Origin of the sequence: Sinorhizobium chiapasense (genome assembly GCF_036488675.1) — a bacterium.
In the GTDB taxonomy this organism is placed as follows: domain Bacteria; phylum Pseudomonadota; class Alphaproteobacteria; order Rhizobiales; family Rhizobiaceae; genus Sinorhizobium; species Sinorhizobium chiapasense.
On record NZ_CP133152.1, the window covers coordinates 1267254 to 1290431 of the forward strand.

20 protein-coding genes are annotated in these 23178 nt (G+C 60.6%); 7 read left to right on the forward strand and 13 right to left on the reverse strand.

Going from position 1 to position 23178, the window contains the following annotated elements; genetic code table 11:
- Positions 1 to 113: 113 nt before the first annotated feature.
- From RB548_RS30485 to RB548_RS30505, 5 genes are read right to left on the reverse strand one after another with little or no spacing between them, the layout of a single operon-like run.
- Positions 114 to 1088 carry a glycosyltransferase gene (locus RB548_RS30485; RefSeq protein ID WP_331376108.1) on the reverse strand — a complete coding sequence of 325 codons (975 nt, stop codon included), beginning with the start codon at positions 1086 to 1088 and terminating at the stop codon, positions 114 to 116.
- Positions 1089 to 1109: 21 nt separating this feature from the next.
- Complete coding sequence (locus RB548_RS30490; protein WP_331376109.1) at positions 1110 to 1898, reverse strand: glycosyltransferase family protein; 789 nt, start codon at positions 1896 to 1898, stop codon at positions 1110 to 1112.
- Positions 1891 to 3384, reverse strand: a complete 1494-nt coding sequence (locus RB548_RS30495) for a glycosyltransferase family 2 protein (RefSeq protein ID WP_331376110.1) — start codon at positions 3382 to 3384, stop codon at positions 1891 to 1893. The genes RB548_RS30490 and RB548_RS30495 overlap by 8 nt, the downstream gene beginning before the upstream one ends.
- Positions 3381 to 4010, reverse strand: coding sequence for an HAD family hydrolase (locus RB548_RS30500; RefSeq protein WP_331376111.1), 630 nt, complete (start codon positions 4008 to 4010; stop codon positions 3381 to 3383). The genes RB548_RS30495 and RB548_RS30500 overlap by 4 nt, the downstream gene beginning before the upstream one ends.
- Positions 4010 to 4678 (reverse strand): PI-PLC domain-containing protein, encoded by a 669-nt coding sequence (locus RB548_RS30505; protein ID WP_331376112.1) that lies wholly within the window; start codon positions 4676 to 4678, stop codon positions 4010 to 4012. The genes RB548_RS30500 and RB548_RS30505 overlap by 1 nt, the downstream gene beginning before the upstream one ends.
- Positions 4679 to 5111: 433 nt before the next feature.
- Between RB548_RS30505 and RB548_RS30510 the strand changes: the two genes are divergently transcribed.
- Positions 5112 to 6623: an oligosaccharide flippase family protein gene (locus RB548_RS30510; RefSeq protein WP_331376113.1), complete on the forward strand. Its 1512-nt coding sequence runs from the start codon at positions 5112 to 5114 to the stop codon at positions 6621 to 6623.
- Positions 6624 to 6688: 65 nt separating this feature from the next.
- Here the strand turns inward: RB548_RS30510 and RB548_RS30515 are convergent, their stop codons facing one another.
- The 7 genes from RB548_RS30515 to RB548_RS30540 all read right to left on the reverse strand — a co-directional run bounded on the left by RB548_RS30515 (position 6689) and on the right by RB548_RS30540 (position 14832).
- The gene (locus RB548_RS30515; RefSeq protein WP_331376114.1) at positions 6689 to 8116 is read right to left on the reverse strand and encodes a mannose-1-phosphate guanylyltransferase/mannose-6-phosphate isomerase; all 1428 of its coding nucleotides are present in this window, start codon (positions 8114 to 8116) and stop codon (positions 6689 to 6691) included.
- A 21-nt stretch (positions 8117 to 8137) separates the two neighbouring features.
- Complete coding sequence (locus RB548_RS30520) at positions 8138 to 9574, reverse strand: phosphomannomutase (RefSeq protein ID WP_331376115.1); 1437 nt, start codon at positions 9572 to 9574, stop codon at positions 8138 to 8140.
- Between the two features lie 564 nt (positions 9575 to 10138).
- Entirely contained in the window at positions 10139 to 10420 is a 282-nt protein-coding gene (locus RB548_RS32330; protein ID WP_408642506.1) for an exopolysaccharide production repressor exox, read from the reverse strand.
- Between the two features lie 179 nt (positions 10421 to 10599).
- Positions 10600 to 11424, reverse strand: a complete 825-nt coding sequence (locus tag RB548_RS30525) for a glycoside hydrolase family 16 protein (RefSeq protein ID WP_331376116.1) — start codon at positions 11422 to 11424, stop codon at positions 10600 to 10602.
- A gap of 51 nt (positions 11425 to 11475) precedes the next feature.
- A complete protein-coding gene (locus RB548_RS30530; RefSeq protein WP_408642507.1) occupies positions 11476 to 12735 on the reverse strand; it encodes a glycosyltransferase family 4 protein in 1260 nt (419 codons plus the stop codon).
- Positions 12735 to 14018, reverse strand: a complete 1284-nt coding sequence (locus tag RB548_RS30535; RefSeq protein WP_331377161.1) for a glycosyltransferase family 4 protein — start codon at positions 14016 to 14018, stop codon at positions 12735 to 12737. The genes RB548_RS30530 and RB548_RS30535 overlap by 1 nt, the downstream gene beginning before the upstream one ends.
- Positions 14019 to 14109: 91 nt before the next feature.
- Positions 14110 to 14832, reverse strand: coding sequence for a Crp/Fnr family transcriptional regulator (locus RB548_RS30540; RefSeq protein ID WP_331376117.1), 723 nt, complete (start codon positions 14830 to 14832; stop codon positions 14110 to 14112).
- 395 nt (positions 14833 to 15227) lie between these two features.
- Here RB548_RS30540 and RB548_RS30545 point away from each other — a divergent pair, with 395 nt between their 5' ends.
- The 5 genes from RB548_RS30545 to RB548_RS30565 all read left to right on the forward strand — a co-directional run bounded on the left by RB548_RS30545 (position 15228) and on the right by RB548_RS30565 (position 21597).
- Positions 15228 to 15938, forward strand: a complete 711-nt coding sequence (locus RB548_RS30545) for a sugar transferase (RefSeq protein ID WP_331376118.1) — start codon at positions 15228 to 15230, stop codon at positions 15936 to 15938.
- A gap of 79 nt (positions 15939 to 16017) precedes the next feature.
- Complete coding sequence (locus RB548_RS30550) at positions 16018 to 17742, forward strand: GumC family protein (protein WP_331376119.1); 1725 nt, start codon at positions 16018 to 16020, stop codon at positions 17740 to 17742.
- 41 nt (positions 17743 to 17783) lie between these two features.
- Positions 17784 to 18761, forward strand: coding sequence for a glycosyltransferase family 2 protein (locus RB548_RS30555; protein ID WP_331376120.1), 978 nt, complete (start codon positions 17784 to 17786; stop codon positions 18759 to 18761).
- Positions 18758 to 20128, forward strand: a complete 1371-nt coding sequence (locus tag RB548_RS30560) for a polysaccharide biosynthesis/export family protein (RefSeq protein ID WP_408642473.1) — start codon at positions 18758 to 18760, stop codon at positions 20126 to 20128. The genes RB548_RS30555 and RB548_RS30560 overlap by 4 nt, the downstream gene beginning before the upstream one ends.
- The gene (locus RB548_RS30565; protein WP_331376121.1) at positions 20125 to 21597 is read left to right on the forward strand and encodes a hypothetical protein; all 1473 of its coding nucleotides are present in this window, start codon (positions 20125 to 20127) and stop codon (positions 21595 to 21597) included. The genes RB548_RS30560 and RB548_RS30565 overlap by 4 nt, the downstream gene beginning before the upstream one ends.
- A gap of 113 nt (positions 21598 to 21710) precedes the next feature.
- On the opposite strand, the gene RB548_RS30570 is transcribed toward RB548_RS30565, so the two are convergent.
- Positions 21711 to 22001 carry a hypothetical protein gene (locus tag RB548_RS30570; RefSeq protein ID WP_331376122.1) on the reverse strand — a complete coding sequence of 97 codons (291 nt, stop codon included), beginning with the start codon at positions 21999 to 22001 and terminating at the stop codon, positions 21711 to 21713.
- A gap of 253 nt (positions 22002 to 22254) precedes the next feature.
- Here RB548_RS30570 and RB548_RS30575 point away from each other — a divergent pair, with 253 nt between their 5' ends.
- Complete coding sequence (locus tag RB548_RS30575; RefSeq protein WP_331376123.1) at positions 22255 to 23166, forward strand: glycosyltransferase family 8 protein; 912 nt, start codon at positions 22255 to 22257, stop codon at positions 23164 to 23166.
- Positions 23167 to 23178: the final 12 nt, after the last annotated feature.

Below are 23178 nucleotides of genomic sequence, written 5' to 3' on the forward strand. Positions count from 1 at the left end.
AGGCTCCGCAGCGGCGAATTTCCAACACATTGTGAACGTCCTGCAAAGGAGCGGTATTTTTCTCCCGGTAGCGCCGCCGTTTCGACGGCGGTACCGATGACAGTTAGGTCTCGTCATACCCCGACCTCACGGTGCGGCAGGCGCTCGACGACGTTTGCGACGGCTGAGCGGGAAGCAGCCAGCGCCCGCAGCAGGCGTTGCCGATGAAGTGCATGCGCTCGCGGACTGGGTCCGTTCGCCAGCGCCATGCGAGCGGCCTGTATCGGCTCGGCCAAATTGGCGCTAACTTCCGGCAGCGCCACCACCTCTGCTTCCAACCGGTCGAGATAGGCACGGAGCCCGTCCGCCGCCGCTTGGCGCAAACGCGGGGTGGGGGCAGCGTAGAGTTTACCAGCCGCCCAGCGGAGGTGCTCCTCGGCGTGCCGGTGCAGCGCCTGTGGCTGCTTGTAGGCCCGGTGGTCGCCGAGAAGCCCTGCGACATAAGCCACCTCGCCAAGCTCGCCGCAGCGCCACCACAACTCCATGTCCTGCAGGTACTGCCAGGTAGCGTCCCAGCAACCCGCCTCGAAGAAGACATCGGTTCGGATGGTCGCACCCGGCATGGCAATCATGTTGTTGAGCAGTAGCAGCTCCCGGAACGCTTCGCCATTGTTGCTGTAGCTCCACGGGAAACGGTGACCGGTTATGGGCGCGCCGTCATAGGTGATCTGTCGGAAGCGGCCGTGGATCAAGGCCGGGCGGCGCCTTGCCGCGCGCCCAATCGCCTGCAGCGCCCCCGGCGCCAGACGATCATCTGCATGCAGGGTGACGAGGTAATCCGCATGCGACCCGGCGGCGTAGGCGCGGTTCCAATTGTCGGTGCGGGAGACCGTGTCCTGGTGCAGCGCCGGCCGCAATCGGGGCGACGCATGGGCATCGATGATCTCCCGGCTGCCGTCCGAGGAGCCGTTGTCGCAGACATGCACTTCGAAGGCCGGGTAGTCCTGCGAGAGTGCGCTTGCGAGCGCCTCGGCAAGGGTCTCAGCATTGTTGAAGCAGGGAATGATGATGGCGAGCGAGGATACTTTTGTGGGTGGCTGGGCTGTCATGGCTAACTCCCCTCCGTCTTTCTACGGCGTGTCACTGATCGCTGACGAGCACGCAACCAACCGGTCCGGTGGGCCAGGCTGACCCTCCGCCAATTTGACATCCTGTACGTTGCGCGCTGGTAAGCACCGCACGTCGAGCCCCTGCGCCACGACGCCGTTCAGCATCGGGCAGACGAAGAGCGCGCCGTGGTGCGACAGCGTCGCGCGACGGTGCAGGCTGTGCGCAAAGGCCGCATGGAAGACAGCGACATCGCGAAAAGCATAAACGCCGGCCGACGCGTTCCCGGAGATGACCACCTTCTCCCTCGCCTCCTGCATCCGCCCATCCGGGGCAAGCCGCAGATAACTGTATTGCGGATGACGGGACGCGAAGGTCAGCGCAAGGCCGCCCAGAGCGGGATCGGCTGCGAAGGCTGCGGCCACATCCGCATCGCTCTCGAACATGATGTCGCAGAGATCGACAATGACCGGCGCCTCCGGCCAGGCGATCAGCGCTGCGCCCGCCACGGCACTCCAGGCGGCGCCGCCGCTGGCATGCGACAACCATATGATCCTCGCTGCAGGGTATTCCGCAAGGAGCGTGTCCCGCGCAAAGCGCAGCGACGCGGCGGTGTCCCGCAGAACGAAGACGGGCGCTGCGGTCGCGCTCCACCAGGGACGTGCCTTAAGGGTGGCGCTGAGCAGCGTGGTGCCTCCAACCACCATCTCGGCCTTCACCGAGCCATCGGGCCGCTCAAAATCCTGCCCCGCCAAGGGAATGATAACGTTCAGCGGCGTCGAATGGCCATGTCTTGCGCCCGCATCAGGCATAGGCTGGCTCGCGGTCTTGCAGGTACTCGGCCAAATCCTCCGGCGTGCCCAGGCCATGCATGCTGCCCTTGTCGATCTCATATACGCCGATGCGCGCCCCGTTGCGGATGGCGTAGTTGTAGGTCGGGCAGACGTAGAACTCGCCATTGGTGCGGTCGTTGTGCACCATCATGTCGAGTGCCGCCTTCATGTAGTCGCCCGCGTGGCGAAAGAAATAGATGCCTACCGTCGCGAGATCGGAGATCGCCTGCTTTTCGGCGACCCGCAGCACCAGGCCGGCCGCATCGGTTTCCGCGAAGGACCATTTCGGATCGCGTGTCCGGTCGCGGAAAACGAGGATCGACCCGTCCAGGCCGCGCGAGATGCAGTCATCAATGAAGTCATCGATACGCATGTCCACCACCTGGTCGGAGTTGGCGATCAACAGTGGTGCCTCTTCGTCGATTTGCTGGCGGGCCAGCAGGACGGTGCAGGCGGTGCCCTCGGTGAGCTGATTGACCGGAACGATGCCCACGCCCCGGGAGCGAAGTTCAGCCACCGCATCGGCCTGGCTGTGCAGGTGGTCGCGCAGCAAAAGTACGGTCGGGCGGCCACCCGGCGGCAAGGCGTTGTCCAGCACATGTTGAATCATCGGCCGGCCAAGCACGTCGATGAAGGGCTTCGGATGCTGGAAGCCGACCTTGGCGAAGCGACTGCCCCGCCCGGCCGCTGGCACCACCAGCTGCACCGGCCGGCTGGCACGCGTGGAGGACAGACGCCGCACGCCATTCACCTCGAAATTCTCGATCATCTTCGGGTTGTAAAAACTGTGGTACTGGTCAGCGCTGATGGTGGCCGAGACGACGCGGCCACCGTCGAGGATTACCTCGTTCAACGAGGAGCTGACATAGTACCGCCCTTCCACGGTGACCCCGTGCCGCAGCGCAGCCGCGGCCGCCTTGAAGAACAGCTGCGCCTCGCGGAAATAGTAGAATCCGGCGATCGCCTGGTTGCTGATCACTTCCTTCTCGGAGGTGCGGTTCACCAGGCCGTCGTCCCCAAAGGTCGCATAGGACCAGCGCGGATGGATCGTCTCAAAGGTGATGACGCCGGCATCCGCCCGGGCCGCCTCGAACTCTGCGATCACCGAAGAGAGGCGGATATCGATGATCTGATCGCTGTTGGCGATGACCAGCGGCTCGGTCGGGTCGATGACGTCGATCGCCATGAGACAGGTGCAGAGCGCTCCGGCCGTCGGCCCCTTCAACATCAACATCTGCGAGCGACCGCCCGTGCTGAGGTCGAAGATCCGCTCGTATGAATATCGGACGGCCTCTTGCTGGTCGACGACGAACAGGAAGCGTGTCTCGGCGCCGAGCGACTTCATGTTCTCGATGGCCCATTGGATCATCGGCTTTCCCGCCACTTCGATGAGCGGACGCGGATAAGCGTAGTCTTCCGGGCTGAAGTGAGGGCTCGCGCCGTTGGCCGGGAACAGGACAATCATGCCGCCACCTCCGACACAAGCTTGATCTCGGAAACGATGCTGGCGTACACGACATCGGCCGGCGAGCCGACCTGCAGGACATGCGCGCCGCTATCGCGCGCCGCCTTCAGGCCGTATTCATTGTCTTCCAGGATCAGACATTCCCTCGGCTGCAGGCCAAAGCGCTCCATCGTGGTCAGGTACATCTCCGGATCCGGCTTGGAGCGGGTGACATCCTCGTTCGAGACGATCAGGTCGATGTAGTCGATCAGCCCGGCGCGCCGCATCATGGATTCGACGGTGTCGCGGATCGAGTTCGAGCAGACTGCGATCTCGTAGCCCTCATGCTTGAGGCGGCTGAGGGCGTATTGATGCGCGAAGACCGGCCGGCAACGCGTGTAGATCAGCTCCATCGTGTAGTCCTGCTTCAGCGAATGGATCAGCTCGCTGAGGCCATGCGGCAGTCCGTTGGAGCGGGACAATATCTCCAGCTTGCGGCGGGTCGGCAGGCCGTCGAAGGTGGCAAGGTGCGCCTGGCGGTCAATCGGCATGCCGAAGAGCTCAAGCGCCCGGTTCAGTGCCTCGAAATGCCATTCCTTGGCATCGATCAGCACGCCGTCCATGTCGAAGAAAACACCTCGGATCATTAGACTTCCTCCTGATGCATCCAGCCGAAGCGCTGCTGCGCTAAATCCGGCAGGTCGGTGCACAGCATCAGTCGCTCAAGCGGCAGACCGCCCATCGCAGCACGTCGAAGCGCGGTCGACCACTCGGCCCAGGCCGCTTCCTGCGGACGCTTGTGCAATTCCGGCGACACCATCGCAACGAACTTGCCGCGCGCGAGATCATCGATGGCACGCTCGATCGAGGCGGGCGCCTCGGTGAAGGAGTCCACCCACACGCCCTGACAGCGTTCATAGAAGGCCGGGCAGCGCTCAACCTCGCTGAAGCGGGTGAAGACCGCAAGGGCGGTTTCGAGATACGGCCGGAGATCCGGGACCGACGCGTCAAAGACGAAGGCGCGATTCATGACGCCGTAGCGTGCGAGCAGCGGGACGAGAGCGGAGCAGAGACCGTCTGCCTTGATGTTGATTGCCAATCGCCCCGGCGCGCCATGCGCCGCATAGCACTCGAGCACGCGTTCGAAAGGCAGCGCTCCGGTGGCGGGGGGATCGTGTGAAATCACGAGGGCGCCGTTTAGATCGCGCACGTCCAGCTCGACGCCGTGGCCGGCGGCAAAGGCCTTATCGAAGGCAGCCAGAGTGTTTCGCTCATGGGGCGCATGCCACCAGCCACGATGCGCTAGGATCATCATGGGTTGCGCGCCCCAGCGAGACGGGCCGCAATGCCTGCGCCAGCCCCGTGCCCAGCGCCTGCCCGCGTCATGTTTTCGCGTTGTGCTCTGGTCACCATCATTCACTTCCCTCTCGCGGCGAAGACCAGTGCGACTTTGCTGCACTGCGATGAGGCTGTATGTGACCAAGGTCATAATAATTAACAAAATATTCTGCTAGGAATCGCACTGAATATAGCGCAAGTGATTGATTATCTAGCCTTGTTTCGGATCGAAGCGTCTTCGGAAAGAGTGATCTGGAGAAGTGATCCTCCAAGGAAATAATCCCTTTCTCACTTGCCGATGTTCTTTGCTGTAGTGCTGGAGATGCCTGTTTGCGCTTTTTATTTGGCGGCAAAGACGTAACTGAGGAAAGTAGTGTTGTCCCCGGCCTCGTGCCTTGGATGCGCCGCCGATGAGTTCGTCAGACACCGTATCCTGCCCGAAGGTCGGCCAGGCCGCCGGCCGCTCATCCACCTCACTCGATGCGCTCTGGGTATCCGGCGCCCGCTTGGTCAGCCAACTCTGCGGCATCGGCGCCCTGCTGATCGCCGCGCGCATCCTGTCGCCGGCGCAGGTAGGTGTTTTCGCCATGATTTCGGCAATAGTGCTGCTGCAATCCAAGGTCGCTGAGGCGGGATGGAGCGAATACCTTATCGCTGCGCCGCGTGGTAGGGAGTTGCCCCCGACCCTGCTCTATTGCGCCCTCGCTAGCGGCGTCGTCTTCACTCTCATCGGCCTCTGCGGGCTCGCCGTCTGGCTTGTCTGGCTGGAACCCGAAGGCGCCATCTTCCTCACCCTGCTCCTGCTGTTGGCCACTATCGTTCCCGGCACGTTCATCATCTGCCAGAGCGGTGTACTGGTGCGGGCACGGCGGTTACGTGACCTTGCCTGCTATCAGGCGGTGTCCGAGCTCTGCGGCCTGCTCGTGACTGCTGGAGGATTGCTGCTGGGGTGGGATATCGTCGCACTGGCGGCGGGACGCTGCTGCGTCGTGCTCGTCGCTCTTGTGATGTCTACGAGCTTTGCGCGCTGGCTGCCTCGCTGGGAATTCAGGCTAACCGTGGCTCAAGAGGCCTCGGCCTATTCTGCGCGCCTGCTGATGTCCCGGCTGATCCAATTTGCACAGAGTTATGGAGCGGAGTTCTTGATTGTGTTCTCCATCGGCGTGACTGAGGTGGGCCTCTATCGAATCGCCAGCCGCATGGTGGGTGCGGTGACCGAGCTCATCTCCGAGCCGGTGCGAATGCTGGCCTGGAGCTACTTCTCGCACCAGCACGGCGATGCGGGCAACTCCGAATGGTTGGGCCGCCTCACTGGGTTAATGTTGGCTGCCACGGCTTTCGCGGCACTTCCGGTCTTCTTGGGCCTCGCTGTGGTCTCGCAGAACCTCGTGCATGTGCTACTCGGTGACCAGTGGACAGCGGCTGCTCCGGTTCTGGTCATTTTGGCTGCCGCGCGGGGCATTGCTGTTATCCAGATGCTAAACGAGCCTGTGTTGAGCATCATCGGCCGAGTAGCCCTGTTGCCGCGCCTCAACATGCTGTTCACTGCGGTGAGCCTTGGCTGCCTTGGAATTGCAGGTTGGATCAGGCCGGAACTCCTCGACATCGCCATTGCGCAGGTGGCGGCGGCGGTGCTGACCACGGCTGCATCGCTCCATGTCCTGCAGCGTGGCACGGGGTTCCGCTGGCTGCCGCTGCTGCGCAGGATCCTGCCGGCCGGCCTGGGCGCGTGCCTCATGGCTGCCACGGTCGGGGTGTTGTTCCACGTGACGGGCGGCTTCCGTCTGCTTCCTGTGATGGAACTGCTGGTCGGGGTGTTGGTGGGCGGCCTCGTCTATGGCGTCATCGCCTGGTCCAGCGGCCGCGCCTTGATGGCGGAGCTCAGCCATGTGACGGAACCCGCTACAGCGCCGCGCGCCTGATCAGACGCGCCACGGTGGACGCCGTAGCACTTTGAAGTGCTGCAGCAGCAAGGTGTAGGGCGCATCTATGCCCGTCCAAACTCGTCCACAATGCGGATGATGTCATCCTCACCGAGGTAGGAACCCGTTTGCACCTCAATCATTTCGAGCATGATCTTGCCCGGATTGGCGAGACGATGAATCTCACCCTGCGGGATGTAAACGGACTCGTTTTCGCGAACGATCTTGATGTCGTTGCCAACGGTGACTTCTGCCGTCCCCTTGACACAGATCCAATGCTCGGAGCGATGGTGGTGCTTCTGCAGCGAGAGCTTCTTGCCGGGCGTCACGAACAGCCGCTTCACCTGGAAACGGTCGCCATTGAGGACCGAGGTATAGCCGCCCCAAGGGCGGTAGGAGGTGGGATGGCTTTCTGTCAGACAGGCGGTCGTTTTGGCCGACGCCAATTGCTTCACGAGCTTGCCGACATCCTGACTTTCACAGAGCCGGCCGACGTAGACTGCGTCTTCACTGGCAATGACGGCAACACCCTCCAGCCCCTGAACGGCAAGGTGGCTGGTGCGCGACATGACGAGCGAGTTCTTGGTATTGACGAGCGTTGCATTGCCGGACCTGACGTTGCCGTTGTCATCGCGGTCTCCAAGCTTCCAGACCGCATCCCAGCTTCCCAAGTCCGACCAGGTGAAGGACGATGGCACGACGGCAGCCTTGGATGTCCTTTCCATGATCGCGTAGTCGAGAGAAATGTCCGGGCACAGCATGAAGGCCTCCGCATCGAGGCGCGTGAAGTCGAGGTCGCTTGAGCCTTTTTCGACCGCATCTCTTGCTGCCCTTCCGACCGCCGGCGTTAGACTGTGGATTTCGTTCAACACCTGGCCCGCAGAAAACATGAAGATCCCCGAATTCCAGACGAATCCGCCCGTCTCCACCATCCTTTGCGCCTCCGGGAGGGCAGGCTTTTCGACAAACTGCTTTACGATATGCGCTCCACCCGGCAGCGCGGCGCCAATTTCTATATAGCCGTATCCGGTTGCCGGTTCTGTTGGGGTGATGCCAAAGGTCACCAGCTTGCCATCGGCTGCCGTCCGCTGCGCCACGCGGATCGCATCGAAATAGGCGGCATCGGCCACGATGTCGTGGTCGGAGGCCAGCACCTGCAGGACTGCGTCGTTCCCAAAACGTCGGCCTAGCAGGGTTGCAGCCGCGGCGACGGCGGGCGCTGTATTGCGCGCGACGGGTTCCAAGAGGATGGCGGAAAGCGCGATACCAATCTCGCGAGCCTGTTCGGCGACGAGAAAACGGAAATCCTCGTTGGTGATGACGACCGGTCCTTCATAGAGCGTCGGGTCGGAAACGCGAGAAAGAGTGGCTTGGAAAAGGGTTCTATCGCCCACGAACTGGATGAACTGCTTCGGAGCACTCGCGCGCGACAGTGGCCAAAGACGTGTCCCCTTGCCCCCCGCCATGATCACCGGAACTATCTTGTTGCTCATTCAAACATTTCCAACTCATGTTCAAAGGCACAGACCATTGTTCTTGCTTCCCGCCCACTCACGGATCAGTCCAAGCCCCTGATCGAGCAGGGTGTTCGCGGCCTCTTGCGTTTCGGCTTCGACGTAGCAGCGCATCTCCGGCGCATTGCCCGATGGCCGGAAGTGCATGATCCGGCCATCGGCCAGCGTCATGCGCAGTCCGTCGATCTCGCTCTTGGCCGCCACTGGAGAACGCGCCTTGAGAAACCCGCCGAGATTGCCGTCCGAGTTCCTCAGATGTGCCATCAGTGCCGCGCTCGCCTCCCCCGGAACGTTCTCGTGCCTGCCGGCCGCCGCGAAGGGCAACCGATAGCCGGCAGCGATCTCGGAAAGCGGCCGCTTCTCCTGGATGGCATTGAAGAGCGCCGCGAGGACCGGCAGGAAGCTGTCACGGGTCGGCAAAGGGCCAAGCCTGCCGGCCGCCACGGGAAATTCGGAACCAATGAGGACGCCGCCATTTGCCTCAAAGCCCATCACGGCATCAGCGTTGCCCTCAAGCGCCGAGAGCATGGCGGCGATCACGAAGGGCGAACCAACCTTTGTTCGGACGACCCGGAAATCCCCCGCCTTCTCGATCCCGGAATTCGAGGTAACCGGCGTAACGACAACCCTCGCGTCCAGAAACCTGGCGGTCATCAACCCGAGCAGATCGCCACGCAGCGGCGCGCCCGTCTCGTCAGCGACAAGGGGTCGGTCACCGTCACCGTCGGCCGAAACAATGGCGTCGAGCTTGTTCTCCCTCGCCCAGGACCTGAGAAGACCTATGGTCTCGGGCGAAACAGCTTCGGTATCCACCGGGATAAAGCGGTCGGAGCGACCGAGCGCAACGACCTCGGCGCCGTAGGTCTTCAGGACCTTCCCTAATAGGTCCCGGGCGACCGTCGAATGCTGGTAGAGTCCCACTATGAGGCCGCTGAGGGCGCCCGGTGGAAGCACGATCGCGTTGCGCTCCAAGAAGAGCGCCTCGATTTCGGCTGAGCGGTCCGGCGCTTCTCCGGGAGAGCAGTCGACCTCTCCTTTGTTCAGCTCTGCGGCAATCGCGGTGATGTGCATCTCGTCCTGCTTGCCGATCTCGCCATCGGGCCGGTAGAACTTGATGCCGTTGCGGTCTGCAGGGATGTGCGAGCCCGTAACCATCAGCGAAGCTGCACCAATGTTCAGCCCGTAAAGCGCCAGAGCAGGCGTTGCTACCGCACCACATGCAAGTGGCCTTAGACCTTCACGCTTCAGGGCGCCGATGCAGGTTGCGGCAATTCCCGGGCTTGAAGCGCGGAAATCATGGCCGACGAGCACCGGATCACCCGCCCTGATGCCGCCTGCCGCCAACAGGTGCCGGACGAATGCCGTCGTATAGAGCGATGCCGTCCGTCCTTCGAGATCAACGACAAGCCCGCGAAGACCGCTTGTTCCGAATTTCATGAGGTTCTCGCAAAAATCCGCGCCGCCATCGACGTTCCATCGCCGGAAGCAGTCGAGAAGAGCGCAGTAAATTCAATTCTTTACAGACGAGCGAAGCCGTGGCCGCAGCCAGGCAACACGCTCAGGCATCGTTCGCTGCAAACCGATTCCCCGGGTCGGCACACAGCCGCCTGGACGGCTGTCTTGAGCTGAGGGACTCGTCACCGGCCTTTACCAGGGACTTTAAACTCACTCGCTCCGGATCAAGCATTCTCCATTCGCGTTCGAGTTTGAGCAGGACACCGGCGGGATCGAATAAAACCATATGGAACCCTGTGGCAATATTTCACGCAGCTTAAGACAACAGTATTCGACGGATGAGCGAACACTTCGCATCGAATAAATAACAATATACGCATCCCGCCAGAGAAAATATGTGACCTCGGTCACTCCCACAACTCGGATTACCCTCTACATTGATTTCAAATATTCTTCATCAACTTGGAGTCATTTCTTGAAATAACTGCAGAGCTACAACGACGCGCGCCTGATCAGACACGCGAGGGCAGCCGTCAAGACACTGCGTTAGAGCGAGCGAGACCCCGGGGTACGAGGGTGAGCCCGGTCAAGCGTTGCATGAGCGATTGGCGTGGTCGATGTGCCCAATGTTCTTCGATCTTCACGGCCGTTTCTGCGCTCGTGATAAACGAGGTAAAGCACCCCGAAGAAGTATCCGAGCTGCATCAAAACAAAGCAGCCGCCGGCATATTTGAGAGTGGGCCACATAGAGCTCTCGGAGAAATAGGTGATCAAGCCGGCTGCGAACGAGGCGAGAGGGATCTGAACGACGACAGCCGGAGCCGTCATCAATTGGATAAACCTTTTCAAGACTTCTCTCCTCACGTGTTGCGGAAGCTTCCAAGGGAAGCGGGGGTTCGTGACGCTTCGGCGCGGACTCCCGTTCTCGGGGCCAACATCAAGGTATGAGTCCTGCGTCGGCACAATTGGCCTCGCCCGCGCCCTCGAAGGGCGCGCCGTAAAGCAGTTCAATTTTCCGCACTTTGAGCTTTGCGCTTATAGACGTGAATGTAATCCACCAGGAGATATGAGGGGTTCGGCGTCTCATCGATCGGCCAGCCCGGGCCGAGAGCAAGATTCACGAGCGGGAAGAAGGGCATATGAAATTCCGGCGGCGTTTCAAAACTCCATATAGACTTGCGGTCCAAATAGAACGTCGACCTGCCTGGCGTGATCTCCACACCATAGGTGTGGTATTCGTTGCTCAGCACACCAGCCTCGACGGTGGTCAAGTGGCCGTCCGTGGTGTGCTGAGCTCCCTCGCCCTGCCTCCAGACATGATAGCCACTGCTAAACTCCCCGGGCGCTCGGCCGTAATACTCGATGACGTCTATCTCGGCCGTGAACTTTGATCGATCAATACCGATGAGCCAGAAAGCCGGCCACACTCCCTTGCCCGGCGGCAGCTTCATCCGTGTTTCGAAATATCCGAACTGCTGAGAAAAGCCCTCGCCCTTTGGGTTCGTCGAAGCCAGGAGGCCGGAGCGCCATTGTCCGTCGGCGCCCTTGCGCGCCTCAATGCGCAAGATGCCTGCGTTGACGGTAAACGGAAAGCCCTCCTCCGGATCGTGGAAGCGCGCGTCTCCGAAGTCGCCGTTCCAAGGCGTGTGCGCAATCCAGCGTGAGCGGTTTTCCCCCCAGGCGGAGACGTCCAACTGATCGAAATCTTCCGTGAACGTGACCTCAAAGTCATCCAGATGGATCTGGTCCTGGGCGATGCCCGGTCTGCCTGCCAATCCTATGGCGAAAATGCAGGTCAATGAGAGCGCCTTGGCAGATTCTGTGAAGCGCATTTGGTTTTTCCTTCACGACAATGGTGGCGAGCGTCCTGTCGGCCGGTGAAATCAGTTGGCGCCGGCGCGCTGACCCGCGAAAGGCGCGATCGAGGCGTCCGAGCCGCCGAAATGCGCCGACAACTGCTGCTCGATGAAGGCAGTCAGACGATTGCGGAAAGTCGCCGAGGAGAATTGCGCTGCATGCTCGCGGATGAGGCTCCCGTCCATATCGTCCTCGACCCGCTCGAAAGCCTCGATGGCGTCGAGAAGTGCCTCCGGCGTCTGGCGCGCAAAGCGAAATCCGACAGTGGAGGACGAGACAGTCTCGCGCGCGCCGCCGGCATCAAAGGCCAGGACTGGCCGCCCGGATGCCATCGCCTCCACCGGAAGAATGCCAAAATCCTCGACCCCGGGAAACAAGAGAGCGCGGCACCGCGACAGGTGATCGCGCAGGATGGGGAAGGGCTGATGCCCAAGGAATTGCACGGTGGGACCGGCGATGGATTTTAGGGAGGCTTCCTGTTCGCCCTCCCCGATCACCACCAACTTCCGGCCCGTCTCACTGCAGGCGCGCACCGCGATATCCGGCCGCTTGTAGGCGGTCAGTTGCCCGGCATAGAGATAGAAGTCGCCTCGTCCACTGCCGATCGTGAAATCGTCAACGGCAACGGGTGGATGAATGACCGCGGCTTCCCGGTCATAGAAGCGTCGGATGCGGTTGGCGACATAGGCGGAGTTGGCCACGAAAGCATCTACCCGCGTCGCGGTCGTCACGTCCCAGGCCCGCAATATCGGCGCAGTCGCCGTCATCAATGCCCGGCCCGGCCAGGAAAGCCCATGCCGATAGACATGAAACTGATCCCAGATGTAACGCATCGGGGAATGGCAATAGCATATATGAAGCGCGTCCGCCCGGGTTATGACCCCTTTGGCGGGCCCCGATTCGCTCGATAGCACCAGATCGTAGTCCTGCAGGTCGAAATGTTCGAGCGCGAAGGGCATCAGCGGCAGCATCTTGGTATAGTGCCGTTGTGCACCGGGAATCTTCTGCAGAAACGATGTGTGGATGTTCCGTGCCTGCAGGAAGGCGCTGAGACGATCCCGGTTGCAGACCAGCGTGAAAATATCGGCGTCGGGAAACATCCGGCACAGTTCCTCGACCACCTTTTCGCCGCCGCGCATCGATACGAGCCAGTAATGCACAATGGCGACGCGAAGCTTCTTGCCGTCTCGTCCGCTGGAAGCATTGGCCGGCCGGGCCTTCACGATCGTCGGTTCATCGGCCCTGAAGGCTAAAACCTCAGGAAGCGCAGGCGCTAAGTCGAGCATCACGCGAAAACTCCTTCAAGCGGTGTCCTTATTGACGCAGTTGGGGTGCCTTGCGAAATGAGCACCCGATACTCGGCCAGGAGCGCATCGCGCCATTCGTCGTTCGTCAACGCCAGACGTGATGACGATCGGAAGGCACGCTCGCTCATTTGGCGAACCTCGTCCTTTGGCATTTCAAGGAAGCGCACCAGCGCATGGGAGAAAGCCTCTTCATCGCCAGTATCGCAGCAAAGCGCGATGCCGGCGCCGGTCATCTCGTCGGTGAGAAATGCGTCTTTCGACAGGATAACCGGAACGCCGCTGCGCGCCGCTTCGATCGCGACCAGGCCGAATGGTTCCGGATAGCGCGAAGGCATGACAAGTGCGCGCGCCTTGCGGATGGCCTGGCTGATTTCCGCGTGTGACAGCCATCCGAGGGTCCTCACGTGAGAACCCGATGCCGAAACCTTTCCCATCAGCGGGCCGTCGCCAATCACACAGAGCCGTGCTCTGGCTCGCTTCGTGGCTGCCACCGCATCTTCGATGCCCTTCTCTTCGTCCAGTCGGCCGATGAAGAAGAACTCATCATTGTCTTCCGCCTTGACGCGTTCGGAGGAAAGGAAGGCGACAGGGTTGCGGATTGTCTTGGTCCGGCTGGCCGGGTAGCCGGCGCGCAGAAAGTAGCTCTGCATCTTCTCGTGAAGAAGAACGATCCTGCCAAATTTCTCCTGGCCCCTCAAAAGCCGCTGGACATTGGCACCCCGAACAACCCGCCAAAGCTTTTGTGGATAGCTCCGCTTGTCGCAGGCGGTCGCAAGGCAAGCCACCCCGAGCGGACGATGGGGGCAGATCCTCTGGGCCTGATAATCGAAATAGGCGCCGTTCGGACAGGCGGTGAAGAAATCATGCGCGTGAACAACACAACGACTCGCGACCGGGGCCAGCGAACTGAAAATTGCCGGCGACAGGATCTTCGACCAGCCGTGCACATGATAGGCCGTGTTCGGGGTGTCGTTTGCCCTGACCCAAGCGGCTATCATTCGCGCGGCATTGACATTATGGATTCCGGTAAACGCCGCCGTGATCCGCTTGGCGTTCAGCAGATCGCGGCCGCCCAGGGCAACGATGGTAACCCCAAGAGCGCGCAGTTCGGCGTTCGCGCCATCGTCGCCGCAAATATAGGTCACGGGAATGCGAAGGTCGCGCAACAGCCTTGCGGACAACAGGGAAAGGGTCGTTGCTCCCCCCCGCGCCGCAGAGTAGTCATCGATGATGACCACCCTGTCGAGGCCCGCGGCGATCACGTGATCGCTAAAGGAGCGTTCCGCAACGACGTTTGCGCTCGGACATCCGCGTTGATCGCGACTATGTGCTTCAGCCTTCGACACGGGAACCTCATTTCGCCGAAAACGTGCTGTCTGCGTAATCCTGCAAAGCCTTGCGGTTAAGGATGCGGATCCGGCCCTGTGCTCCGTCGATGATCTTGCTCTCCCGCAATCGCCGGAGGCACTTGTTGACCTTCTCGCGAGAGGCTGGAAGGGTCGCCGCAAGCTCATGCTGTGAAATGATCAACTCGTCCTGGGAGCTTGGCGTGTCTTTGCTGTAGACCTTTGAAAGCCGCAACAGCGTGCTTGCCAGTCTTGATTGCAAGCTCGACCCGGCGTTCGAAATGATGCGGAGCTCAAGCTCCGAAACACGCGCCAATGCCTTGAACAGGACCGCTTCCTGAAAGTCAGGATCGCTGGCGTATCTCTCGCGCAGTAGCCGCCCTTCGAAGAAGTGAAGTTCGCAGTCGGTAGCGGCGCGATATTCAAGACTGAGCGTCTGCTTCCGCAAGACTTCGAGCTCACCAATGATCCCCGCTTTGGGTATGATTTCGACGATGAACTCCCTTCCATCAGGCAACACTGTGCTTGCAATAACCAAACCGTGCTGCACGCGAGCAAACTTGTCGATGCGGACGCCTGCCATGGCGATAACCTCGCCGCGGCGAAAGGTCCTCACGCTCGAGCGACAGAAGTCGAATTCATCATCCGCCGCCGCGCGGCGCTCTCCGCCAAGACGCGGCACAAGCGCCCGACTTACACTGTAATCGCGGATAGGTATGGGGCCGTCCATACGCTTCACTCCTCGAGCAATATCCCAGAGTAACGGCGAATGCTGCAGCGCAATATGTGTTTATACATGTAATTACTCTACTAGCGCTGGTCAAATCACCCATTGGGATTATTTTTTGAGTATCAAGCTAACGCTTTGATGTTTTTTAAGGCAAAAAGCGAATAATATAGGCACCTAACGAGCGAGTTATTTGATTATTTTCGGATTTGTCGGTCATTACTCCATTCAAAGCAAAGACTTATCGAACTTAATCAGAAACAATAGCCACAACATTGCAGAATTTCTGGCATTTTCTTTAGCAGAATATTTTGTTAAGCAGTATGACCTTGGTCACATACAGCCTCATCGCAGTGCAGCAAACTTGTGACGATTTTGACTGCGAGAGGAAATGAACGATGGTCAGCAGAGCACAGAGCCGAGAGGCAGAACGGCCATGGCGCGGCATTGACGTTTCCGCGCATACTCACAATTTCAGCGGATCCAGACCTCATCCCCTCGGACGAACCTCCAAACGCGCAGTCGACCTTGTGGTCGCAACAGTCGCCCTGGTCGTTCTCGCTCCGCTTCTTCTTATCGTGGCGATCGTCGTGAAATTTGGCGATGGCGGTCCGGTCCTTTATTCGCATACCCGGGTGGGATTTGGCGGCGCCCCTTTCGGATGCCTCAAATTCCGCACGATGAAGACGAATGCAAGCGCTCAACTCGCGGAACTGCTGAAGACCGATCCTGCCGCCCGGATGGAATGGGAAGCGACCCGGAAACTGAAGAATGATCCGAGGATTACGGTTGTAGGCGAAATCCTGAGGCGATCGAGCCTCGATGAGCTCCCGCAGCTTATCAACGTCGTGCGCGGGGAAATGAGCCTGGTGGGACCCCGACCGGTCACGGCCGAGGAGCTTCCACGCTACGGAGAGCACGTTCTCACCTATTTTGCCGCCCGTCCTGGTCTGACCGGCCATTGGCAGACGAGCGGGCGCAACGATGTCAGCTATCAGAGCCGCGTGTCGCTCGACGTCCACTATGTCCGGACCTGGTCGCTCTGGAGGGACTTCGCCATCATGCTCAAGACCGTTCCGAGCCTGTTTTCGCAGCGCGGGTCATACTAGAGCGCCTCTCAAGGCAGCAAAACGACCGCGCCAAGGCTTCGAAAATTCCAGTTATTGCTGTGGAGACGGATGAGGCAATATGAATTACGTCTATGGCGGTGTTTCCCCGATAGCCCTCCCCGTCTCGAACATTAGCGCCAATTCGCCGTTGGCCTTGCAGGACGTGTTCTTTTTTCTTCGCGTGCGCTGGCCCTGGATCGTCTCTACGATCACAGCCTTCCTCGCCATAGCGATTGTTCACCTCGCGACAGCCAAGCCGACGTTCGTGGCGGATACCCAGCTCCTCATCACGTTGCCGGCCAACAGCTCCGAGACGCAGAGAGCCTCGGCCGAAGATGCGTTCATCGAAGTGCAGCTGCAGATTGCCGGTTCCAGCGACGTGCTCGCCGGAACAGCATCCGCGCTCGATCTCGCCAGCGACCCGGATTTCGCCGATCAGCCGCCGTCGTCCAAGGAAATCGCAAAAGAATGGTTGATGGGCCTTCTTCCGGGACGCGCAGAACCAGGCAACGAAGCGGCCGAAGCCCCGCCGGGAGCGCGTACGGAAGAGCAGAAACGGATCGATCGGATCATCATGCGGCTGCGCGGCATGGTGACTTTGCGCCGGAGCGGGCGATCCACGATCCTGCAAATATCGGCGGCGGCATCCAGCCCCGACAAGGCAGCGAAAATCGCCAACACCGTCGCACAGGAATATATCCGCAAAAACATCCAGATGAATGCTCAGGCCGCGCAACAATACAGCCAATGGCTGGAGAAATTCGTCCTTGAGCAACAGCGCGAATTGAGTGAGGCAGCCAACGCCTTGACCACCTTCAGGGCCAGTCCACGCGACCAGTTCAAGCTTGCCGAATTGCGGAGCGCCGCGGACGCCCGCCGCGCACTCTTCGAAAGTACGCTGACGCGATATACGGAAGCGAAACAGCGCATTTCCTATCCGGTCTCCGACGCCACAATCGTTTCCGCGGCAACCCCGCCACTTTCCAAGGAGCGTCCGCGCAGCAGCCTGATCCTCGGTTTCTCCATCGCCGTCGGCACAGGCGCCGGCTTGATGTTGGCCATGATACGGCATGTCGGTGACCGCCGGATCATCCGCGCCCGGCAGCTCGTCCAAGCCGCAGGCCTGAAATCCGTCACGGTGTTGGGACGTCGCTCTGCCGCGTCCTCCCCCGCCGCCGACGCAAGCAACGGCGCCGTCACACTCAGGACGCTGGATGGCATGGGCGAATTGGCCGCGATCGTCGCCGGGTTGCGGCGCAGACAACGGACCGTCATCGGGATAGTCGCGGTCAATCCGGGCGCCGGGGCCTCGACCACGGCCCGCGATCTTGCGATCCTCACCGCGCTGTCGGGCTCGCGGACCCTTCTTATCGATGCGGCGGCGCCAAAATCCTCCCTGAGCGCGGCAATGGCGCCTCAAGCCGCGATCGGTCTCGTCGATGTGCTCGACGATGTCGGCCTGATGGAGAAGGCGGTGATCTCGCTGGTGCCGACTCTGCAATTCCTGCCGCTTGGAAATGTCGGCAGGGTCACCCCAGCCATTCGTATCGGCTCGGGCCGGACCCAATGGAGCTTTGATGCCCTGAAGAAGAAATACGACACGATCCTCGTCGACCTCCCCGCATTCTCCGCTTCGCCGGATGCGAATGCGATAGCGCCGGAACTGGACGGAGTCCTGGTGGTGACAGCCTATGGGCGCACATCCGTCGATGACGCAGTCAGGGCGATCGACAGTATGCGCAACGTCGACGGCGAGATCCTCGGCGCCGTCATCAACAACGCCCCAGCCAGGATGCTGCGATGACAGCGGGCTCCGACTGGACGAGAAAGCGAGGCAGGCGAGCCATGCAAGCGCGTTTTGACCACACGTTGCCCCGTCGCGCGGAGTGCGCACCACTCCCGTTGCGCACCGCCGTCGGCATCGCTTCGGCCGGGCGCCCCGCGACACTTCAACAGACGATCCGCTATCTGACTACGATGCAAGCTACTCCCGTGCGGACGATCGTATGCGTGCCGGATATCGACGATGCAGGCTCGCTTTCGAGCTCGCCCGGCGTCGAACTCATCGTCGGCCGGCGCGGCCTCACGTGCCAGCGCAACGCGATCATCCGCGCCGCGGCGCCGGATACGGATATTGTGGTCTTCCTCGACGACGACTTCGTTCCCGCACCCGACTTCATGGCGCGAATGGCAGACGTTTTCGCGCGGCAGGAGGATGTCGTCATCGCTACCGGCGAAGTGCTGGCTGACGGTATCCTTGGCAGGGGGCTAAACATGGCCGAAGCGCTTACCATCATTGAAGGGGCGGGCGAGCGGGCGGAACTGGTGACGGACGTCTACAATGCCTACGGCTGCAACATGGTGGTGCGCCTGGCGCCCGTCCTGGAGCAGGCACTTACATTTGACGAAGAACTTCCGCTCTATGGCTGGCTGGAAGATGTCGATTTCAGCAGGACCATCGCACGTCACGGGCGATCCGTTAAAGTCGCAGGAGCGGTCGGCGTGCATCTCGGGGTCAAGTCAGGTCGTCAGCCTGGTTTACGGCTTGGCTACTCGCAGGTCGCCAATCCTGCCTACCTGATGCGCAAGGGCACGATGACGAGCGCGCGCGCGATCGCGCAGATAAGTCGCAATATGCTGGCAAACCTCCGCGGCGTGTTGATCGCCGACCGCTCCGTCGATCGGCTTGGACGCCTGCGCGGCAATATCGTCGCCATGAGAGATCTTCTCGCAGGCAATGCCTCTCCTTCGCGCGTCCTGGAATTCAGCAGCAGCTCAACCAAACCATTGCCGTCGACCCCAGCGAACCGGAGCGCGTCATGAAACGACTTTTCCTGCCCGCTCTTCGCCTTTCCGGTGGCCTCGCCATGTTTGCCGTCGCCTGGGCGGCGCATTTGGAGGCAGCCCATGCCGAACCCTATACGCTTGTTCCGGAGGACAGGATAAAGCTGCGCATTGTCGAGTGGCGTTCGTCTGACGAACAATATGCCAGTTGGCAGGCGCTCGACGGGACCTATGCGGTCGACGATGCGGGCAACCTGTCGATCCCCATCGCGGGCCAGGTTGCGGCCTTCGGCAAGACGACCGAGCAGGTCGCCGACGCCATTGCGAACGCCCTGACCGAGAGGGCCGCGCTGCCGGGGAGACCCTTTATCGCCGTGGAAATTGCCGAGCATGCGCCGATCTTCATCACCGGCGTCGTTGAGACGCCCGGGCGTTATTCCTTCCAAACGAACATGACCGTGATGAAAGCGGTCAGCGTTGCCGGCGGCTTTCTGCGCCGCGGGGAAACCTACACCCTCGAACGCAACCGGATCGAAGCCGCCGGCGCCTATCGCACCGCCGCCCTCGTTCAACGCGATCTCCTTGTTCGAAGGGCCCGGCTCAGCGCCGAAATCGCCGGTCGAACGAGCTTCGAGACCCCCGTAGAACTTTCGGGCACGCCAGACATCGACAAGTTGAAGGAGGAAGAAACCAACCTCATGCGGCTGAGGCGCATCGAGCTCAAAAGCCGGATCGACGCGGCCGATGACCTCAGCCGTCTTTACAGCCAGGAAATAAAGACGCTTGAGGCAAAGATCACCACGCAGAAGCGGCAGATCGACCTCGCCCAGCGGGAGTTCGACAGCGTCAACAACCTCGCCAGCAAAGGCCTGACCGACAATGCGCGGCATTTGTCCGTCGATCGAGGATTGGCAGAGGCCCAAGGCCGCTTGCTCGATCTGGAAATCGCCCTCACCAAGGCCCGCCAGTCACTGAGTGAAAGCGAGCAGGAAAAGCTCAATATCGTCAACAAGCAAAATGCCGAGAACCAGCAGGAGGTGAATACGATCGACTTGGCAATCCGCAAGTCGGCAATCGACATCCAGGTCGCGCGATTGCTTGGCGAACAGGCCGACTACAGCGCGCAGGTCGCAGGGAGCGCACAGGAGGAGGCCGTCGCGCTTGGCAACATCGGCAGAACCTTCAGGATCATGCGCCGCAACCGCAACGGAAGCTATAGCCATATCGATGCCTATGAAACGACGCCCTTGCTTCCGCACGACCTGATTGAGGTCGGCGTCGGCGTGGCATCGCAAGCATCTTCCCTGCCGCAGCGCCCGCAACTTTCGCCCGCAATGCTCGCAAACATGGCGCAGGAGGGTCCGCCTGCCCCCGAACCGTTCGAACCGACCAAGAGACGGCCATGACAATAGAAGTGATCGGCTATATCGTCTTTCTGCTTGGTGCGTTCGGCATCGTTCTCGGAGCACGCTTTGCGATCGCCGTCCTTTGCTTGTCGGTGTTGTTCGGCGCCGCCGCCGCCATTCAGCTCCCCTCGCTCGGTGGCAGCAGCATCCAGCCAAGCCATCTTCTTCTGTTTTCGCTGATCGCATGTTGCATGCTTCGGCCCCGCCTGATCCAGCAGGCATTGGCGAGCGCCGCTTATCCGGGCCCCGGCTTCTGGTTCGCCGGATACATACTCTTTTCTGTGCTTTCGGCCTTTTTCTTGCCGCGAATCTTCCAGGGCGCGACGCTGGTCTACTCCTCGGCGCGGGGCGCGTCAGGCGTGATGTCGACGATAGCCTCCCCGCTTTCGCCGGGCTCGTCGAACCTGACCCAGTCCGTCTACCTGCTCAGTGACCTTGCCTGCTTTGCCGTCGTCTGCGGCCTCGCGCAACTGGGGCACGCGCGCTTCCTGGCCCAGACATTGGTGATGACGGCCGTAACCTGTTTTGCTCTGGCGTGCCTCGACGTGGCGACGTTCATGGCCGGCCAGCCCGAATGGCTCGATTTTATCCGGAACGCCAACTACACGATGCATACGGCTGAAACCATGAGCGGCTTCAAACGTATCGTCGGCTCGTACCCCGAAGCAAGCGCATACGGCTCGGCGGCATTGGCGTACTTCACATTCACAGTCATGCTTTGGTTGGAGCGTTTTCCAAGCCGGCTGGCGGGTTTTGCCGCCCTGTCGATCGGCGTGACGATCCTCCTGTGCACATCGACGACCGCGTATATCGCTGGTGCGCTTCTTCTCTCGGCCGTGATCGCGTTCAGCCTGAATCAGCTTGTCATCGGCCGGACAACGACGCGACACGCAGCCTTTCTGAGCGTCACGCTCTTCGTCGTCCCCGCCGCGGTCATCGGCCTCATGCTGATCCCGGACGCGTGGAACGCGGTGAACGATCTCGCAAGTTTGACGCTCGTCGACAAGCTCGAGTCGCAGTCCGGAGAGGAACGCACGGCTTGGAACACCTTGGCTCTGACGGCTTTTGTCGAGACGGCGACGTTCGGCGGCGGACTCGGAACCGTGCGGGCATCAAGTTTTCCCGCCGCATTGCTGTCCAATATCGGGGTGGCCGGCATGGTCCTTTTCCTCGTCTTCGTGCACAGCCTCTTAAACGCGGCTCGCTCGAAAAAACGGCCTGAGCGGCTAGGCAGGACGATTGAAGACAGAACGATCGGACTTGCCGCGATCTTCGCATCGATGGCCCAGATCGCCTCCGCAACGGTGTCGGCAAGCGGCACCGACCTCGGCCTTTTGTTCAGCATTACCGCGGGCCTGGCTGCCGGTTGCCTGACACGCCCCGACGCATCCCGGGAACGTTTCGCCCAGCCCCATCTATCGAGGACATCGGCATCGTTGACGACCTTGCCGGTGCTGGTCTCAAGATGATCGACAGCTCGCGTTCCAGGCCAGAAACGACAAGGCCGTCGGCGCCGAGCGCGCCTCGCTTTCGAGCGGCACCCATCGAGGTCGCAGGACATGCCCGTCCGAAAGCCTGGAAGCTACTTGCCCGGGGTATGCGAGGAATCGACGATCGCTTCCCTTGCGGAAGGCCGGCGTGCACGGCGCAAGAGTCCCCAGAAGAACACGCCGCCTATGTAGGAAATCTCCATCAGAAAGAGAAACGCGATGCCGGAGACGATCGCATCGAGGATGGGAGACCCCTTCATAAGGGTCAAAATTCCGAAGCCGAGTGCTACAAAAAGCGCAAACACGGCGAAGGCCGCTATGCGGATGCGGGCCGCGGCTGCGATCGATACGGCCGCTACGATGACTCCGGAAAGTATCGCCATCCCTCGCTTTGCACCCCTTCCAGAAAATTACCCATTTCCCCCCGGTTTGAGCCGTCTGACGTGCAGCTTCGGGGTATCAGCCGTTTATACACGCTGGCATTTAAGATTGCGATAATCAAACGCAGAGGCGTCGGCCGCTTCCAACGCGCCGCCCGCCGCTCAACTCCCGCCGGTTTTTTCCGGACGACAGCTTTCCCAAAACAGATTTCATCGTCACCGCCCCGGTGAGGCGGCGTGAAAAGAGGGTGATGGCATGAAAACTCAATGCATCGTTTACGCAGCAGATGTCGAATATTCGTTTCCGACGATTCTGTCAGCGCTCCAGGCACGAGAATTCTCAAGTCCTACAAGTGATGTCTGTATCCTCATGTCGGAGCATCTGGATAATTTTGACGAGCTAAGAAGCCTGCTTGCATTGCGCGGGGTTCAGCTGGTGGATGCCACAGAAGCCCTGCGGCAGGCCCTCGGCAGACTCGACGGCTCCCACTTCCAAGGGCGCATCAGCGTCAGCACCATGGCGAAGCTCGTGCTTTGCGACGTGCTGCCGCCACACTATACGCAGATTATTTATCTCGATGGCGATACCCAAGTCGTCAGCAGCTTGAGCGAGCTTCAAAATGCCTATGTCCCTGAAGGGAAATTCTTTGCGGCTCGAGACTACACGTCCATTCGTGACTTTCTGCACTATGGCAAGGACAGCCACTACTTCAATGCGGGCTTCCTCAAATTTCATCGCAATGGCTGGATCGGCCCGGAAGCACTGGAGTTTTTCGTCAAGAATCCGGCCGCCTGCAACGGGATGCACGACCAGGGTGCCCTGAACTGTGTCTGCGGCTCCTCGCTCAATCTCGTTTCAAGCCGCTGGAACTTTCCCAAGCACTTCCTTCACCTCGTCAATTCGTCCTCCTTGGCCGTCGTCCACTACATGGCGCATCCGAAGCCTTGGCATGGAACATTCTTTCCCTGGACGGACAAGGAAAGCCAAGTCTATGTGGATTTGCGTAAGGCCCATCCGCTGTTCCGGGGCCTCTACCGGGGAATAAGCTTCGATCGTAAGGCCTTATACAAATATCGCTCGCTGAAGGAGCGTCTCACGCACACCATTCGGCAAAACAAATTCGGTCCGCAACTGCAGGGCCTGTTTGTCGGAGACTACGCTGTCTGACCGTCATCTCCG